At 41.3% G+C, this 16,585-nt stretch carries 13 protein-coding genes; 6 read left to right on the top strand and 7 right to left on the bottom strand.

Annotated features, from left to right (window positions below):
• Position 1: 1 nt before the first annotated feature.
• The 5 genes from H5203_RS15580 to rpsB form a co-directional block, all read right to left on the bottom strand.
• Positions 2–781 (bottom strand): isoprenyl transferase, encoded by a 780-nt coding sequence (locus H5203_RS15580; protein ID WP_145240478.1) that lies wholly within the window; start codon positions 779–781, stop codon positions 2–4.
• 58 nt (positions 782–839) lie between these two features.
• Positions 840–1,361 carry a ribosome recycling factor gene (frr, locus tag H5203_RS15585; RefSeq protein WP_215909106.1) on the bottom strand — a complete coding sequence of 174 codons (522 nt, stop codon included), beginning with the start codon at positions 1,359–1,361 and terminating at the stop codon, positions 840–842.
• Between the two features lie 50 nt (positions 1,362–1,411).
• Positions 1,412–2,161, bottom strand: coding sequence for a UMP kinase (pyrH, locus tag H5203_RS15590; protein WP_145240474.1), 750 nt, complete (start codon positions 2,159–2,161; stop codon positions 1,412–1,414).
• Positions 2,162–2,320: 159 nt separating this feature from the next.
• Positions 2,321–3,172 (bottom strand): translation elongation factor Ts, encoded by an 852-nt coding sequence (tsf, locus tag H5203_RS15595; RefSeq protein ID WP_145240472.1) that lies wholly within the window; start codon positions 3,170–3,172, stop codon positions 2,321–2,323.
• Between the two features lie 105 nt (positions 3,173–3,277).
• Positions 3,278–4,006, bottom strand: coding sequence for a 30S ribosomal protein S2 (rpsB, locus tag H5203_RS15600; RefSeq protein WP_145240470.1), 729 nt, complete (start codon positions 4,004–4,006; stop codon positions 3,278–3,280).
• Between the two features lie 271 nt (positions 4,007–4,277).
• Between rpsB and map the strand changes: the two genes are divergently transcribed.
• The 4 genes from map (at position 4,278) to H5203_RS15620 (ending at position 9,826) form a co-directional block, all read left to right on the top strand.
• Entirely contained in the window at positions 4,278–5,063 is a 786-nt protein-coding gene (map, locus tag H5203_RS15605) for a type I methionyl aminopeptidase (protein WP_145240468.1), read from the top strand.
• A 53-nt stretch (positions 5,064–5,116) separates the two neighbouring features.
• On the top strand, positions 5,117–7,735 hold the full coding sequence (gene glnD, locus H5203_RS15610; protein WP_145240466.1) for a [protein-PII] uridylyltransferase: 2,619 nt from the start codon (positions 5,117–5,119) through the stop codon (positions 7,733–7,735).
• A gap of 9 nt (positions 7,736–7,744) precedes the next feature.
• Positions 7,745–8,572: a 2,3,4,5-tetrahydropyridine-2,6-dicarboxylate N-succinyltransferase gene (dapD, locus tag H5203_RS15615; protein WP_145240464.1), complete on the top strand. Its 828-nt coding sequence runs from the start codon at positions 7,745–7,747 to the stop codon at positions 8,570–8,572.
• Between the two features lie 240 nt (positions 8,573–8,812).
• Positions 8,813–9,826 (top strand): tetratricopeptide repeat protein, encoded by a 1,014-nt coding sequence (locus H5203_RS15620; protein ID WP_259398305.1) that lies wholly within the window; start codon positions 8,813–8,815, stop codon positions 9,824–9,826.
• A 535-nt stretch (positions 9,827–10,361) separates the two neighbouring features.
• Here the strand turns inward: H5203_RS15620 and H5203_RS15625 are convergent.
• Positions 10,362–11,390: a DUF2804 domain-containing protein gene (locus tag H5203_RS15625; protein WP_220494562.1), complete on the bottom strand. Its 1,029-nt coding sequence runs from the start codon at positions 11,388–11,390 to the stop codon at positions 10,362–10,364.
• 260 nt (positions 11,391–11,650) lie between these two features.
• Here H5203_RS15625 and H5203_RS15630 point away from each other — a divergent pair, with 260 nt between their 5' ends.
• Together H5203_RS15630 and H5203_RS15635 are read left to right on the top strand one after the other, a co-directional pair.
• Positions 11,651–14,761 carry an efflux RND transporter permease subunit gene (locus H5203_RS15630; protein WP_149982999.1) on the top strand — a complete coding sequence of 1,037 codons (3,111 nt, stop codon included), beginning with the start codon at positions 11,651–11,653 and terminating at the stop codon, positions 14,759–14,761.
• A 17-nt stretch (positions 14,762–14,778) separates the two neighbouring features.
• Entirely contained in the window at positions 14,779–15,849 is a 1,071-nt protein-coding gene (locus H5203_RS15635; protein ID WP_259401959.1) for an efflux RND transporter periplasmic adaptor subunit, read from the top strand.
• Positions 15,850–15,911: 62 nt separating this feature from the next.
• Here the strand turns inward: H5203_RS15635 and H5203_RS15640 are convergent, their stop codons facing one another.
• Entirely contained in the window at positions 15,912–16,496 is a 585-nt protein-coding gene (locus H5203_RS15640; RefSeq protein WP_145240458.1) for a hypothetical protein, read from the bottom strand.
• Positions 16,497–16,585: the final 89 nt, after the last annotated feature.

Raw genomic sequence — 16,585 nt, forward strand, 5'->3', positions numbered from 1 at the left:
ATTAGGTTTCAGCGAGTAATTGTTTTATTTGTTCGCCAGTACAACCAAACCGTCGCTCTCTGGCAACGTAACAAGCGATAGCATCAGCAAAAGCTGCTTCATTGAAGTCAGGCCAAAGCGTATCGGTAAAGTAAAGTTCAGCATAAGCAGCTTGCCACAATAAAAAGTTGCTTATGCGTAAATCGCCACCAGTACGGATCAACAAGTCAGGTTCAGCCTGATCTTGCATACTCATATGGGCGGCTAAATCGTGCTCTGTAATATCATCAGGGTTTAACGTCCCTGCAGCAATCAGCTTACCTAATTGCTTTGCAGCATTTGTTATATCCCATCGACCACCATAATTTGCCGCTACATTCAGTTGCAAACCAGTATTATTAGCCGTTAATTCATGTGCTGCATCAACCTTGCTGCGCAAAGTATCTGAAAAACGAGATAAGTCACCAATAATGGTTAACTTAACATTATTTTTGTGTAGCTTTTTAACTTCCTTACTCAGCACAAACAAAAACAGCTCCATCAAGGTACTGACTTCATCTTCGGGGCGATGCCAGTTTTCACTACTAAAAGCGAATAGAGTCAATGACTCTACTCCTAATTTAGTACAAAACTGCACAGACTGACGAACCGCATCCACGCCTTTTTTATGACCGTACACACGTGGCCTATTCTTGGCTTGTGCCCAACGACCATTGCCATCCATGATTATAGCGACATGCTTGGGTAAACATTGCTGGGAAATTTTATCAGCGTTAAGAACCATAAATATCGAGTATTCCATAAAAAAACGCCGCCTAGTATACCCCAGACGGCGTTTCAAAACTAATAAATTTACTAGCTTAGATTTCCATCAACTCGGCTTCTTTCGCCGCTAATTGAGTGTCCATCTCTTTAATGAATTTGTCCGTAAGCTTTTGAATTGCATCATCAGATTGACGCGCTTCATCTTCAGAAATATCTTTATCTTTCAATAAGTTTTTAACGTCACCGTTAGCATCACGACGAATATTACGGATTGCAACACGGCCGCTTTCAACTTCACCACGAACGATTTTAATTAAGTTTTTACGACGTTCCTCAGTTAGCGGAGGAAGTGGTACACGGATCACAGAACCTGCTGACATTGGGTTTAAACCTAAGTCAGATGCCATGATTGCTTTCTCTACCGCTTGTGCAAGCGATTTATCAAATACACTTAACGCAAGTGTACGTGAATCTTCAATTGTTACATTGGCAACTTGGTTCAATGGCGTTGGTGCGCCGTAATATGGCACCATAATGCCATCTAATATTGCCGGATGAGCACGGCCAGTACGGATTTTAGATAGTTGACTGCTAAGTGCCGTTACACTTTTCTGCATACGTTCTGCAGCATCTTTTTGAATATCGTTTATCACGGTTCAATCCTAATCTAGTTAATAACTTCATCTGAGGCTTGTGAAGAGATAAGAGTGCCTTCTTCTTCGCCCATAATTACACGCTTTAAAGCGCCTGATTTATTCATATTAAATACGCTCAACGGCATCTTGTGATCACGCGCAAGAGTGAATGCCGCAAGATCCATTACTTTTAATTCTTTTTCAATGATTTCATTGTAGCTCAAGTGACGGTAAAGTGTCGCCTCTGGATTTTTTACCGGATCATCACTGTAAACACCGTCAACCTTGGTGGCTTTAATCACGGTATCGGCTTCAATTTCAATACCACGTAAACACGCGGCCGAATCCGTTGTAAAGAATGGATTACCAGTACCGGCTGCAAAAATAACTACACGGCCCGTTTTTAATAAGCTAATTGCCTCAGCCCAATTGTATGCATCACACACACCGTTAAGTGGGATAGCTGACATTAAACGACAATTTACAAATGCACGGTGCAACGCATCACGCATTGCAAGACCATTCATGACAGTTGCTAGCATCCCCATATGATCGCCAACTACGCGATTCATGCCTGCTTCAGCAAGTGAGCCGCCACGTAAAAAGTTACCGCCACCGATAACTAAACCCACTTCTACGTCGAGTTCTACAAGCTCTTTGATTTCTTGCGCCATACGATCTAATACTTTTGGGTCGATGCCGAAGCCTTCGTCTCCCATCAGTGCTTCACCGCTTAATTTGAGAAGAACGCGTCTAAAAATAGGTTTACGATTGATTGTCATAGTATTTGGGCCAACTTTATAAAAAAAGGATAAAAAATAACCGCGCTTATGATTTTCACATAAAGAGCGCGGTTATTTTAAAGAATTTTCAGCGATGACGCAAAAGCAAATAACAGAATAATTTCATCTAACTCACTTTTTCGTCAAAGGAAATCGATTTTATTGACCTTTAGCAGCAGCAATCTGTGCAGCAACTTCAGCAGCAAAATCTTCAGTTTTCTTCTCGATACCTTCACCAACTTCTACACGTACGAAGCCAGTAACTGTTGCGTTTTTCTCTTTAAGAATTTCGCCAACAGATTTTTTAGGTTCCATGATGAAAGCTTGACCAGTAAGAGAAACCTCACCAGTGAATTTTTTCATGCGACCAACAACCATCTTCTCAGCGATTTCAGCAGGCTTGCCTTCGTTCATCGCGATTTCGATTTGTACTTGCTTTTCTTTTTCAACAACGTCAGCAGGTACATCTTCAGGTGCTAGGTACTCTGGGTTTGAAGCAGCAACGTGCATTGCAACGTGCTTAAGTGTTTCTTCATCAGCAACACCAGCAACAACAACACCAATACGCTCACCGTGACGGTACTCAACTAGTTGCTCACCAGCAATGTACTGTAAACGACGTACGTTAATGTTTTCGCCAATTTTAGTAACTAGTTCAACACGATCTTCTTCGAACTTAGCTTGTAAGTCTTCGATAGAAATCGTTTCTGCAATAGCAGCATCAGCAACTTTGTTAGCAAATGCTAAGAAACTTACGTCTTTTGCTACGAAGTCAGTTTGACAGTTAACTTCAACTAGTACTGCAACACCTGCATTTTGCTTGATGATGATAGTACCTTCAGCAGCAATGTTACCTGCTTTTTTAGCAGCTTTTGCAGCGCCACTTTTACGCATATTTTCAATCGCTAACTCGATGTCACCATCTGTTTCAGTTAACGCTTTTTTACAATCCATCATGCCAGCGCCGGTACGCTCGCGTAATTCTTTAACTAGGGCAGTAGTTACAGCCATTAGTAAATCCTCAAATCTGAATTCAGGTTTAGATAAGCGGGTTACCCGCTCTACAAGAATAGCAAGTCTTCATCTAAAATTAGATGAAGACTTGATGACAGCTAATTACTCAGCTTCTACGAAGTCGTCTTTCTCAGCTTGAGCAACGATATTGCTCTCACGACCTTCAGTGATTGCTGCTGCAACTGCGCCTGTGTAAAGGTTGATTGCACGGATAGCATCATCATTACCAGGTACGATGAAATCAACACCGTCTGGGTTAGAGTTAGTATCAACGATCGCAACAACTGGAATACCTAGGTTGTTAGCTTCACGGATAGCGATGTGCTCGTGGTCTGCATCGATAACGAAAAGTGCGTCAGGAAGACCACCCATGTTTTTGATACCGCCAAGGCTCTTTTCAAGCTTTTCCATTTCGCGGTTAAGCATTAACGTTTCTTTCTTAGTTAACTTCTCGAAAGTACCGTCTTGGCTTTGGATCTCAAGGTCTTTAAGACGCTTGATTGATTGACGAACTGTTTTCCAGTTAGTCAACATACCACCTAACCAACGGTGATTTACGTAATACTGATCACTAGCGATAGCGGCTTCTTTAACCGACTCGCTTGCTGCGCGCTTAGTACCAACGAAAAGAACTTTACCTTTGTTTGACGCAGCACCAGTTAAAAACTTAAGTGCGTTGTTGAACATTGGAACAGTTTGCTCAAGGTTGATGATATGAACACGGTTACGTGCGCCGAAGATGAAAGGCTTCATCTTAGGATTCCAGTAACGTGCTTGGTGACCGAAGTGAACACCAGCTTGAAGCATGTCGCGCATTGAAACGTTTGCCATTTTGTATTTCCTCTGTTTAGTTTAGGGTTAGGCCTCCACATACCCCATAGCACCAACACCGCAGTTAAATGAAACTGAAATGCACCCAAGTGTATGTGACGATACGTGTGTGTGTTAAAATAAAATTGTGTTTGCCTTAAATACAAAAAATCATTTAAGAATTTATTTGTAAAAAGACGGCGCGCTTTATACCATATTAAAAACAAATATTCAACGTCGCGTGCAAAATTTGTGCGACGATAAATGTGTAAAACTCGACAATGGAGCCTCCATGAGTGCTGTGATCAAGACCCCTGAAGAAATAGAGAAAATGCGTGTAGCCGGGCGCTTAGCGGCAGATGTCCTGGAAATGATAGAGTCACATGTAGTTCCCGGTGTAACCACTGATGAACTAAATACAATTTGTCATAATTATATTGTCGATGTGCAAAAGGCAATTCCTGCCCCACTAAATTACCATGGTTTTCCTAAATCAATTTGCACCTCAGTAAACCATGTAATTTGCCATGGTATTCCTAACGACAAAGCATTAAAAGATGGCGACAGTGTCAATATCGATATCACGGTTATCAAAGATGGCTACCACGGCGACACATCAAAAATGTTTCATGTTGGCACGCCAAACATCCAAGGCAAGCGTCTTGCTGAAGTAACGCAAGAAAGCCTTTATTTAGCAATAAAAATGGTTAAACCAGGCGTGCGTTTAGGTGATATCGGCGAAGCGATTCAAAAATATGCAGAGAGCTTTAACTACTCAATTGTTCGTGAATATTGCGGCCATGGTATTGGTGCAGAGTTTCATGAAGAACCACAAATAATGCATTATGGCCGCGCTGGTACTGGCGAAGCCCTAAAAGCAGGTATGTGTTTGACTATTGAGCCAATGGTTAACGCTGGTAAACGCCAGTGTAAACTATTAAAAGATGACTGGACTGTGGTTACTAAAGACCGTAGCTTGTCTGCGCAGTGGGAACACACCTTATTAGTAACTGAAAATGGTGTTGAAATTTTAACGCTTCGATCAGATGATACGATTGACCGGATCATTGAACATTAAATACTGACTCACCCGACTTAGGGTGAAATTAGTATGCTAAGGAGCCAGCCCACGTGGCATTACCCAATAAAGTTAAAAAATTGCTCAGCGATGCTGAGCAATTAACCGATTATCGCGATTGTTCTAATTATTTTTATAAATGGTTACAAAACGAGTTTTCAAAACAGCCAGTCGGTAATTTGATTAATGCCCGGGCTGAGTTTATCGACCGCTTACTGATTAAACTGTTTCATGTTTATGATTTAGCCCATGAGCCAGATTTAGCCTTGATCGCCGTTGGCGGTTATGGTCGCGGTGAGCTGCACCCCTATTCAGATATCGATTTTTTACTGCTAGTTACTGAGCAACCTAGTGATGCCGTGTGTGAAAAAATCGGCCAATTTGTGACCATGCTCTGGGATCTTAATTTAGAAATTGGCCACAGTGTGCGTACCATTGAGCAAGCGATTGAGCAAAAACGTGCTGACGTGACTTTTGCCACTAGCTTGCTTGAAAGTCGACTACTGTTCGGTAATCACATTGAATATGAAAAACTCAAAGAGCATATTCTTGATACGCCTGTATGGCACTCTGACGAATTCTTTTTAGCAAAAGTACATGAGCAACAACTGCGTCATAAAAAATGTCACGGTACAGCATACAACCTCGAACCAAATATTAAAGAAAACCCAGGGGGGCTGCGCGATTTACAAACCATCATTTGGGTTGCTAAAAAACATTTTAGAGCCGAAACCTTACAAGAGCTTATTAGCCACGGCTATCTCACTCATGAAGAATACCAAGAGCTCCTAGAGTGTTTAGAAAATCTCTGGAATATCCGTTTTGCGCTGCATTTAGCGGCTGGACGCTCTGAGAACCGGTTGTTATTTGATCATCAACCACTGGCCGCTGATTTACTTGGCTTTGGTAGCGATGGTAAAGCTTCAGTTGAGCGGATGATGAAGCGATTATTTAGGATCATGAGCCGGGTCCGTGAGCTAAATCAAATGTTGTTATCATATTTTGAACAAAGCATTTTACCGGAAAGTAACGAACAAGCAGTGGTTGAACTCGATCGTAATTTCGAACGTGTTGGCCATCAAATTAGGGTAAAAAATCCGTCCGTGTTCTTTCGCCGTGATCAACTATTTGTATTGTTCGAACACATTGCCGATAACCCTGAAATTACCCATATTTACCCAAGTACTATCCGTACCATTCGCCAAGTGCGCCGTCGTCTGTTAGGAGATTTGCAAGATTATGCCGCCTGTCGCGAAGCATTTTTACGGTTAATTAAACACCCTAACGGCATGGGCCGTGCATTTACTTTAATGCACAAACACGGCATGCTTGCCGCTTATTTACCCCAGTGGCGAAACATTTTTGGACAGATGCAATTTGACTTATTTCACGCTTATACTGTGGATGAACATACTCATAAGTTGATCAATAACATTTATCAATATTTTGATAAAGCAAACGTCAGTGAGTTTCCTATTTGTTGTGAAATAGTCACCCGCATGGACAAGCCCGAGCTACTGTATTTAGCGGGCATCTTCCATGACATTGCCAAAGGCCGTGGCGGCGATCACTCAGAACTCGGTGCTGTTGATGCCATTGCTTTTGCCAAATTACACCGTTTTTCAACTTCCGATGGCAAATTGATTGCTTGGCTAGTTAGTAACCATTTACTTATGTCTGTAACTGCACAGCGTAAAGATATTAATGACCCAGATGTGATCAAAGACTTTGCTACTCGAGTTAAAACCGAACGACAACTTGATTATCTATACTGCTTAACCGTCGCAGATATTCGCGCCACTAACGACAACTTGTGGAATGATTGGAAAAACACCTTGTTGCGTGAGCTTTACCTGCATACTCAAAGGGCGTTACGGTTAGGCCTTGAAAATCCTATGGATCAGCGCGACCAAATTCGCGATAAAAAGCATCAAGCCAAACAACGGTTAATCAACAATGGCTATGATGAAAATCAGATTGATTTAATTTGGAGCCGTTTTAAAGCAAATTACTTTACGGCCTTTAGTGAGCAACAACTATCATGGCACACCGAACATTTACTAAACTGCGTTGATTTAAGCCAACCCAGTGTTGCGGTATCAAATACAGCCATGCACGGCGGTACACAGATTTTTGTTTATAGCCCCTACTCCGGCGGTTTATTTGCCCGTTTAGTAAGTGTGATCGGCTCTAAAAAAGCGCAAATTCAACATGCTCAAGTGCTCACCACTCGCGACGGCTATGTGCTGTTTAGCTTTGTAGTACTTGAAGTCAGTGGCGACCCGATTGCCAGCGCTCAAGCGCAGTCAATCAAACGCGGCCTTGATCAAGCGCTTGCTGATCCGAAAAAGAAAATTCGCTTTAAAAAGAATCGCTCACAACGCTTTAAAGATTTTAATATTAAACCAAAAATTATCCTGCGCCCTCACCCGCGTAAAGACCGCAGCTTAATCGAAATTCAAGCGGTAGATATTCCTGGCTTATTAACCAAAATTGCCGAAGTGTTTCAAGCCCATTTATTACATATACACGCCGCGCGGATCACCACCGTAGGTGAACGTGCAGAAGATTTCTTCGTGGTATCGAATAACGAATACCAAGCTCTTACCGACGAAGAACAAGCAAAAATTCATCAAGCATTGCGTAAAAAACTCAACGCAGAAACCGAATAAGAGGATCTTATGTCAGATTTAAAAACCACCATTGAAAACGCCTGGGATAACCGTGATAGCATCAGCCCGAGCACAGTACCTAGTGATGTAAAACAAGCCATAATCGATGTACTTGAGCTACTTGATAGTGGTGCCGCACGCGTTGCTGAAAAAATCAGTGGTGAGTGGGTTGTCCATCAATGGCTAAAAAAAGCCGTGTTACTGTCGTTTCGTATTCGTGACAATCAACCAATGAACGACGGCGTAAACCAGTTTTATGACAAAGTACCACTGAAATTTAGCGACTATACACCGGAGCAATTTCAGCAAGGTGGCATGCGCGTTGTACCAAACGCTGTTGCCCGTAAAGGCAGCTTTGTCGGTAAAAATGTAGTATTGATGCCATCATATGTAAACATTGGTGCTTACGTTGATGATGGCACTATGGTTGATACATGGGCCACTGTAGGCTCGTGTGCACAAATTGGTAAGAACGTACACTTGTCAGGAGGTGTTGGCATAGGTGGCGTTTTAGAGCCATTACAAGCCAATCCTACTATCATTGAAGATAACTGTTTTATTGGTGCACGCTCTGAAATTGTAGAAGGCGTGATCGTTGAAGAAGGCGCTGTTATTTCAATGGGTGTTTACATCAGCCAAAGTACTCGCATTTACGACCGCGAAACTGGCGAGATCCACTACGGCCGCGTACCAGCAGGTGCAGTGGTTGTTCCAGGCGCACTGCCATCAAAAGACGGTACTCACAGCTTGTACGCTGCAATTATCGTGAAAAAAGTAGATCAGCAAACCCGCGAAAAAGTAGGGATTAATGCATTATTGAGATCGATAGACGAATAATAGAGAGCTGAAAAGTTCTAAACAATAAGCTGATTGACATTAACAGTAAATAAATGAAAGCCCTAAATCTATATAGATCTAGGGCTTTTTCTATCTGTGTTATTTTCTCTTTTATGATAAATATCACCTTTAAATACAACATACTTGATAGCTGAGAACTTATTCTGGTTTATTAGCTTTGATTTGTATGACTGCGGCAACTATAATTATCAATCACATCATTAAGTAATTGAGATCAAGTTGTTACGGCTTTTCGTTATATGTTGGTTCCTGTTACTTGGTTTTCAGCAAGCTTTTGCTACTGAACTAAGCACTTTTGAAAATAAGTTAAACGAAGCTGAAGACTACCTTGTGGTCAACCCAGCGCAATCTATTATTATTCTTGAAAATCTTGACGATATCGATAAAGTTTCACCTGAGTTATTTATTCGTTGGCATCTTATTAACGCCCGAGCAGCCGTTCCGACCAGTCAATTTGACCGCCTTCATCAGTCTGTAGATGCGATATTTAGTCAGCAGCAAGCCCCTTATTTCAAAAAGAGAATAACGTCTATTATGAGTGCGTTAGGTATTTGGCTACGCTATGCAGAGTATTTAGACGATGCCCAACTAAGTTTTCAATGTGGTTATAAATACGCTGAAAATGATCGTCAACGCTTGACGCTTACCAACAGTATGGCACTGGTCGCTATGGCACAAAATAACAATGACGAAGCGCGTAACCTATATGCCGAAAGCTATAATTTCACGGTGCGTTTAAACCTCCCTAACGTTGTCGCCATGATAGAAAGTAACTTGGGCTATTTGGCACTTGATGAGAATAAAATCCCAGAAGCTGAACATTATTTTCGTAGTGCCTTAAGCCGTTATCAAATTATTGACAAGCGAGCGGGACAAATTTCTGCAGGATTAAATCTGTTAATGGTATTTTTGATCCAAGATCAAACAATAAACTTTGAAAGATTATACGGACCCACATCCACTTTAACCCATGCCTTTCCCAATGAGGCTAAACAAGCTTTATTACTGTGGCTGGAAATGCGTTTTAAAAAACTTAAAGGAAATTATGTTAGCCGAAAGGACATAGCACAATTGCAAATAGCTTACGAGCAATTAGAAAGCGATCAAATGAAAACCTTTGTACACCGTTACTTTGCTAAAAAGCTCGAAGTCCCTATCGTACCACCAAAGAAAATCCTCCCTAAAAAGTTTACTCGTTCTTGGTTTGAGTTAGTTAAAAAATGTCAGTGGTAATTGTTGGTGGCACTTTACAACATTTCCCTTTTTTCTTATTACCAACTGGGTGGATTTAATTTCGCAGCGCTGGGGTTCACGCCTGAGCAATTTGGTTACAGTGAGATTTTTTGGGGACTTGGCTCACTGCTGGGGAGAACGGCTTGCTGGCGAAGCATGTGTCGCAGCATTTGCTGTTGCAAGCTGCCGCGACTTTACTCACGTTGGGTGCTGTCGGTGTTTACCTAATACAAGATTCGATTTGGTTTATCACACAGTGCATTAAGCACTATAGTCGTTGAACAAATCGATTGAATTTAGTGACGCGGCAACGAGCTGATCTTGGGATAGATGTTAAGTTCATTTTTAAACGATAGTCAGGTTATACCAATCGTGTAAAGTTACTGACCATTTATAGCGACAGATAAATGGAGTGATAACAAGGCATAAATTTTGACATGCAGTTGTTCTACTTGAAAAAATTATAACGCAGTTAGCGCTTTATTTAGCTCGCTAGGGTGGTTAAATATTTAAGTCGATTGGTATTAAGTACTCTTTACCACTTCGCATAGTGGTCTTCGGTAAATCCCCATTCGCCGTTAAGTGTGATAACTTCGTCTGCAAGAGTTATTTCACCATAGTAACGGCCGAAGTGTTGAGTGAAGTTAGTCGCGATAATAATTAAGTTGGTTTTATCTTGGCGTTTACCTATTGGTTCGAAGTATAAATTGATGATACCGTCGTTTGAACGCAGCCGCCATTTACTCGTTGCTTTAGCATTACCATAGCGCTCAAATTGAAAATCGACCATATCAATTTTATAAAGCGTGCCATCGAGCCACAAGGCGTTTTCGGTAAAACCTGTTTCAATAACCCCCGCACTTAAATTTAAACCTAAGCGGCGGCCATCAGCTAATGTGCAGGCTAAACTCCCCCAGTTCCAAAAGGTTTCGCGACGCATGAAACCCGCGCTCCAATCAACACTTGCCAGTATTTTAAGCTCTTCAAATACATATTTGTTACCACGCCACTGAAGTGTTCCAGTACAGGGTAATGCGGCAGTTTTTTGGGTAAAATGAAAGCCTGTAAAACCGGCACGAACACACACCGCAAGCGGGTTATAATTTATCGATTCATCAATACAGGCACTAATTTTCAGCCCGGACTTTAAATTTACCTCTACCGAGCGTATTTGCGGCTTAGCGGTTGTATTAATAGTTACGCTGTTACGCCCTTTTCGAAAAGTCGCTTGCCCGGTGTTTGGTGTGCTATCAATACACGTATTTAAAGCCAGTAAGCTGATAAAACTGACTTCATCGAATTCTGTCGTTTGTGGGTCGTATACATATACAAAACAGTGACTCGCAATTTTTAAATCAACGATCGCTAAACCAATAATTAACTGCTCACAACTCAAACTAATAAATTGAAATTGATTAAAGCTTAACTTTTTAAAAAGCGTACTTCTGGATTTACCCATAGTACTACGCAGGTCAAAATCCAAGTAATTGATGTCATCTACTCCATCTGGAAAAATACCAAAGTCGGCTTGTCCATCTTGGTCAATCAGCTCATGCTTTTTCATGATAAGCTCCTTGCTTTTTAAACAACATTTTATCGATTAAAAATATTGTTGGTAAGTCTAACTCAAAACAACTTAAAAATGATCGCTTAAAAAATTGCCACCTAATTTATACTTAAAGTGTTACAAGTTATTACAAAATTGCCTCTTTTGGCTGATTTAGTGGTTTCTTGGTTACTTTTTGACATACATTCTATTTATGATAGTGGCGCTTTTTTTACATATCACTACAATGCACAAAAACAAATATTGGAAGACACACAATGAACCTGACACGTAGTTCGCTAAAAAACCCTGCGAGTGTCATTGTTATCTTGGTGCTAATTATGTTGTTTGGCATATTAAGCATTTTTAAGTTGCCGATTCAATTAACCCCTGATATTGAACAACCGCAAATTACAATTTTCTCTGGTTGGCGACAAGCTGCACCCGAAGAGATTGAATCGGTTATCATTGAGCCCATTGAAAATGCAGTTAAAAATACACCTGGCGCATTAGAAGTAAATACCAATATCAACCGAGGTAATGGCGCTATTACGCTAACCTTTGCTGTTGGCCAAAATATGCAACAAGCCATGCTTGATGTATTAACCAGCCTTAATCAAGCTCCCCCTTTACCTTTAGACGCATTCGACCCTGTTGTATTCGCTGGCGGAAATAATGGTGAGGCGGCAGCAACCTTACTGATCACACCTAAAGATTATCAATCGGATAGTTTAGATTTTGATATGTCGCAGTTTCAAAAACAAATTGATGAGTTTATCGAACCACGATTAGCGCAAATTCCAGGTGTTGCGCGGGTGGATCTGGCCAGTGAACGCCCGAAAGAATTGCGTATTACGTTTGATCCGCATAAAGCAGCAGCCTTAGGAATAAGCCTAGATAAAATTAGTAACGTACTTGCCAGTTCACGAGATACTTCAGGTGGCTTAGCTAATGTAGGTAGGCGCCAATATACAGTGCGTTTTACGGGACAATATGACTTATCTAGCATGGCACAAATGCGCGTTGGTTACTCAGATGATAGGCCTATTTATTTAGGCGATATAGCCAGTGTTGAACGGACTTACTCTGACCGCTTAGGTATGAGTGGACGTAATGGAAAACCAGCCTACTACATCCGTATTTCTCGCGCTAATAAAGCCAATACGGTTGCGTTACTTGACGATATTAATCTAGCAATAAAAGAGCTCAATGAAGGGCCGCTGGCAGCGAATGGACTCTCTATTGAGCTTAGTTTTGATGCCTCGGTGCATATACGCAATGCACTGTCGTTAGTTAAAAGTAACTTAGGCCTTGGCGTTATTTTGTCTTGCTTAATTTTATGGTTATTTTTTAGAGGCCTGAAAGCTACTTTAGTGATTGCAGCGACTATTCCAATCTCATTGATGGTGGCATTTTTAGCGCTTAATGTTTTTGACCGTAGTCTAAATGTTATATCACTCGCGGGTCTGGCATTTGCTGTTGGCTTAGTGTTAGATGCGGCTATTATAGTACAAGAAAATATCGCCAGACTTCGCGCTGAAGGCCTAGATAATAAAAAAGCGGCGCTTAAAGGAGCGGCCCAAGTTACTGGGGCGTTATTTGCATCAACAACAACGAGTGTTGCAATATTTTTACCTATTTTATTTATGGCTGGTATTGAAGGGCAATTGTTTTCTGATTTAGCACTGACACTCTCTGTAGCGGTTATCACATCAATGATATGCGCAATTACACTTATCCCATTAGCGAATCATCTATGGCCCGATGCGCAAATCAAAGCGGACCCATATCATTACTATTGGCAAAAGCTCAGTAATTTTATTATGAAGTTAACGAACACTCGCGTTAAGCAAATTATGTGGATTATCGTATTACTTGGCGGCTCAGTGATAGCAACATTAACTATGCTACCGAAAACCGATTTTATGCCACGCGCGCCTACTGATGGCTTCTTTTTCAATTTGGTCACGCCACCAGGTGGGAATGTGCAATTTATGGAAGAAGAGCTCTTACTCAGAGTTAAAAAACGACTCATGCCCTACTTCAATGGCGAAAAAGAACCTGGTATTAAAGATTTTAATTTTTATGCTTTTGGCTCAAATGCAGGTGGCTTTATTTACTCAGCCGATCCACAACGAGTCGAAGAGTTAATGAAAGTAGCCAAAGAAGAGATTTTTATTGATTTACCCGACACGCAAGTATTTTTCTTTCGTGGTTCAATGATCCAAGTTGCAAACGGTGGTGATGGCCGCGATATCAATATTGACCTAACCGGGCCGAACATGGATGACTTAGTTAATGCAGCACAAATTGCACTAAACGCCGTCAATGAAGTTCTACCAGATGCTACCGCCCAGCCACAGCCTCGTCTTGATATGGCTGAACCTGAACTTAGACTAACACCTAATGATCGCCGTATTACCCAAGCAGGCCTGACTCGTCGAGATGTATCGCAAGCAGTACAAGCATATACTGGTGGTTTATTTGTGAATGAATATTTTGATGGTAATGAACGCATGAATGTCATTTTACGAGGCATTCCTTGGCAAACCCCAGAAGAACTAAAAGCACTGCCGATTGTTACCCCACAAGCAGGTATACAAACCCTTGGCGAGCTTGCCAACATTGAACGTACTGTGGGACCCACTCAGTTACGTCGGGTAAATGGTCGCCGTACAGTGAGCATAGTCGTAACTCCACCTGCTGATATGAGCTTACAACAAGCGCAAGCAATTTTAAGCGAACAGGTAATGCCTAAAGTCAGAGCTAGCCTGCCAAGTAATGCGGGAGCAATATTGGCTGGCAACGCACAAAAAATGAATTCGGCGATGACCGAAATGGCGCTGAATTTTGTGTTGGCGTTGTTTATTTTATTTTTATTAATGACAGCACTGTTTAAATCCGCAAAAGACAGTGCGTTGGTTTTACTGGTTATGCCTCTAGCCATTGCTGGTGGCGTATTAGCGCTGTTTATTTTAAACCTATTTACTTTTCAATCGCTTGATTTGCTCACCATGATAGGGTTTATCATTTTGTTAGGGTTAGTAGTTAACAATGCCATATTATTAGTGGATCAAACTAAGGTAGCGATGACATCAGGTTTAAGTCGTGAGGCGGCGGTCAAACAAGCGATATTACTAAGGGCAAGGCCTGTTTACTTAAGTACGCTTACGAGCTTATTTGGCATGCTGCCATTGATGCTAATGCCCGGTGTAGGCTCTGAAATTTACAGAGGGCTTGCAACCGTTATAGTCGGTGGTATGGCGATCAGTGCGTTGTTCACTCTCATTTTAATGCCTAGTTTGTTACAACTAGGCCGAAGCACACCGCCTGCGTCAAATAATCAATCAGTAAACAATACAGCAAAAAGTTTAGCTACAAGCCAATGAATATAGAGAATCTAATCATGAATAGAATTAAACTAGCCATGCAGTCTTTCATCCTATGTAACTGTTTATTTATAGCACCTGTTTTTGCCGTTATTCCTGTGACTGTTGCACAGGTCACTAAAGCGCCGTTAACCAGTGAAATAGAAGTTAATGGTACGCTGTTTGGCAAAGACGATGTTACTTTAACAGCAGGCATTAGTGGCCGTCTTATCTATGTTGCCGAGCCTGGCAGCGTGATTAAGAAAAATGATATTTTAGTTCGTATGGATACCTTACCTTTAAAATTAGATAAAGCACGCCAAGAAGAAATGCTCAATCGCGCTAATATTAATTTACGTTTATATCAACAAGACCTAAAACGCTTAAAAGAGTTAGAAAAATCTAGCAGCGCCGCACTAAGCCAAGTAGACGAAGTGCAAAATAAGCACGATCTGGCTCGCTCTGACATAGCACTTGCGAAGATCGAACTTAAAGTAATCGATGACAAACTAACAAGAGCAACTATTCGTGCGCCATTTGCTGGCGTTGTAAGCGAGCGCTTTAAGCGCGCAGGTCGTGAAATAAACCGTGCTGATGAGTTACTTACGCTACTTGATATTCATCATTTAGAAGTACGTATATATGTACCCGTTAGATACTTAAAATATTTACGAACAGGCATCGAACTTCCCATTAAAGCGGGTGACTTATCGCAACCAGAAACAGCTGCAGCAATAATAACTGCGGTAATTCCATTTACAGATCCACGCTCTCAGACAGTTGAAATACGCGCCAATTTACAAGCAGATGCACAACACGCTTGGGCAATTGGCCAACTTGTTGATGTAACCGTGCCATTGACCAGCAAAAATCCCGTATTATTGGTAAATCGAGATGCGTTAATCATCCGTAAGCAAGGCATACATGTGGTTAAAATTGATGCGAAAAGTCAAGCGATAAAAATTCCTGTAACCGTTGGCAGTGGAAAAGGGCCACTTGTCGAAGTCTCGCCAATTGCAGATAACGGTTTAAATGCAGGAGATAACGTGGCTGTGCGTGGTGCTGAACGTTTACAAACAGGGCAAGATGTCGAGATACAGATAAAATAATCAGAACTCTAACTAGTAGGCCGTTTCATCCAGCAACTTTTCCCAAAGTTGCTGGGTACAACTCAGTATTTACAGCCAAATCCACTGATATCTATTGGTTTAATTTGTTCGCCTTTACCACTGTGATCGTCATGCTTGATGATTAAGGTATTCGCTTTTTCACTAAATGTGAACGACCCTAACCAATCGAGGGTGGCAATCGGTGTTAAAGTATAAAAGCCATTTTTATCAGTGCATTGATAAGAAAAATAATGCGTTGCTTTGCCAAACGCGCCAACATCCGAGGTATACACACTAATATTCCCCTGTTGCCGGTAGTCGTCGGCTTGAGTGCCAACCACTAGATACAATGCACTAATGATTGCTAGGACAATAAATTGGATCCCTGCCAATATAAAAAAGCTGATATCAAATAATTTAGCATACCAAACTCGGGGCTCGTCATGATGGGGATGACCGTGGCTTGCTAACAAAAAGCCACCGATAGTCACCAATATTAATTTAATCGGCATCATATAAGCACTGAGTAAATACATGCTTTTTGCATTATGCCATTGCAGCCCAAAAGCCGTTGGTATAAATAAACTATCTAGCAACGGCAATAATATCAGCAAGCACGCGATAATAAGTTTTTTATGTTTTAGCATTTATAAGTGATGGCAGTTGATGATAGGTTTGAGTGTACAAATAAAAACCGTGAATAAAAAGCCCGTTAAAGTAACTTAACGGGCTGATA

Source organism: Pseudoalteromonas sp. SG41-1, from assembly GCF_014164575.1.
GTDB lineage: Bacteria > Pseudomonadota > Gammaproteobacteria > Enterobacterales > Alteromonadaceae > Pseudoalteromonas > Pseudoalteromonas rhizosphaerae.

What these genes read in the sequence shown, in the direction of transcription:
- pyrH (WP_145240474.1), bottom strand. Translation starts at nt 2,161, where the DNA reads ATGACAATCAATCGTAAACCTATTTTTAGACGCGTTCTTCTCAAATTA.
- H5203_RS15630 (WP_149982999.1), top strand. Translation starts at nt 11,651, where the DNA reads ATGAACCTGACACGTAGTTCGCTAAAAAACCCTGCGAGTGTCATTGTT.
- tsf (WP_145240472.1), bottom strand. Translation starts at nt 3,172, where the DNA reads ATGGCTGTAACTACTGCCCTAGTTAAAGAATTACGCGAGCGTACCGGC.
- H5203_RS15635 (WP_259401959.1), top strand. Translation starts at nt 14,779, where the DNA reads ATGAATAGAATTAAACTAGCCATGCAGTCTTTCATCCTATGTAACTGT.
- H5203_RS15580 (WP_145240478.1), bottom strand. Translation starts at nt 781, where the DNA reads ATGGAATACTCGATATTTATGGTTCTTAACGCTGATAAAATTTCCCAG.
- H5203_RS15625 (WP_220494562.1), bottom strand. Translation starts at nt 11,390, where the DNA reads ATGAAAAAGCATGAGCTGATTGACCAAGATGGACAAGCCGACTTTGGT.
- H5203_RS15640 (WP_145240458.1), bottom strand. Translation starts at nt 16,496, where the DNA reads ATGCTAAAACATAAAAAACTTATTATCGCGTGCTTGCTGATATTATTG.
- dapD (WP_145240464.1), top strand. Translation starts at nt 7,745, where the DNA reads ATGTCAGATTTAAAAACCACCATTGAAAACGCCTGGGATAACCGTGAT.
- map (WP_145240468.1), top strand. Translation starts at nt 4,278, where the DNA reads ATGAGTGCTGTGATCAAGACCCCTGAAGAAATAGAGAAAATGCGTGTA.
- frr (WP_215909106.1), bottom strand. Translation starts at nt 1,361, where the DNA reads ATGCAGAAAAGTGTAACGGCACTTAGCAGTCAACTATCTAAAATCCGT.
- rpsB (WP_145240470.1), bottom strand. Translation starts at nt 4,006, where the DNA reads ATGGCAAACGTTTCAATGCGCGACATGCTTCAAGCTGGTGTTCACTTC.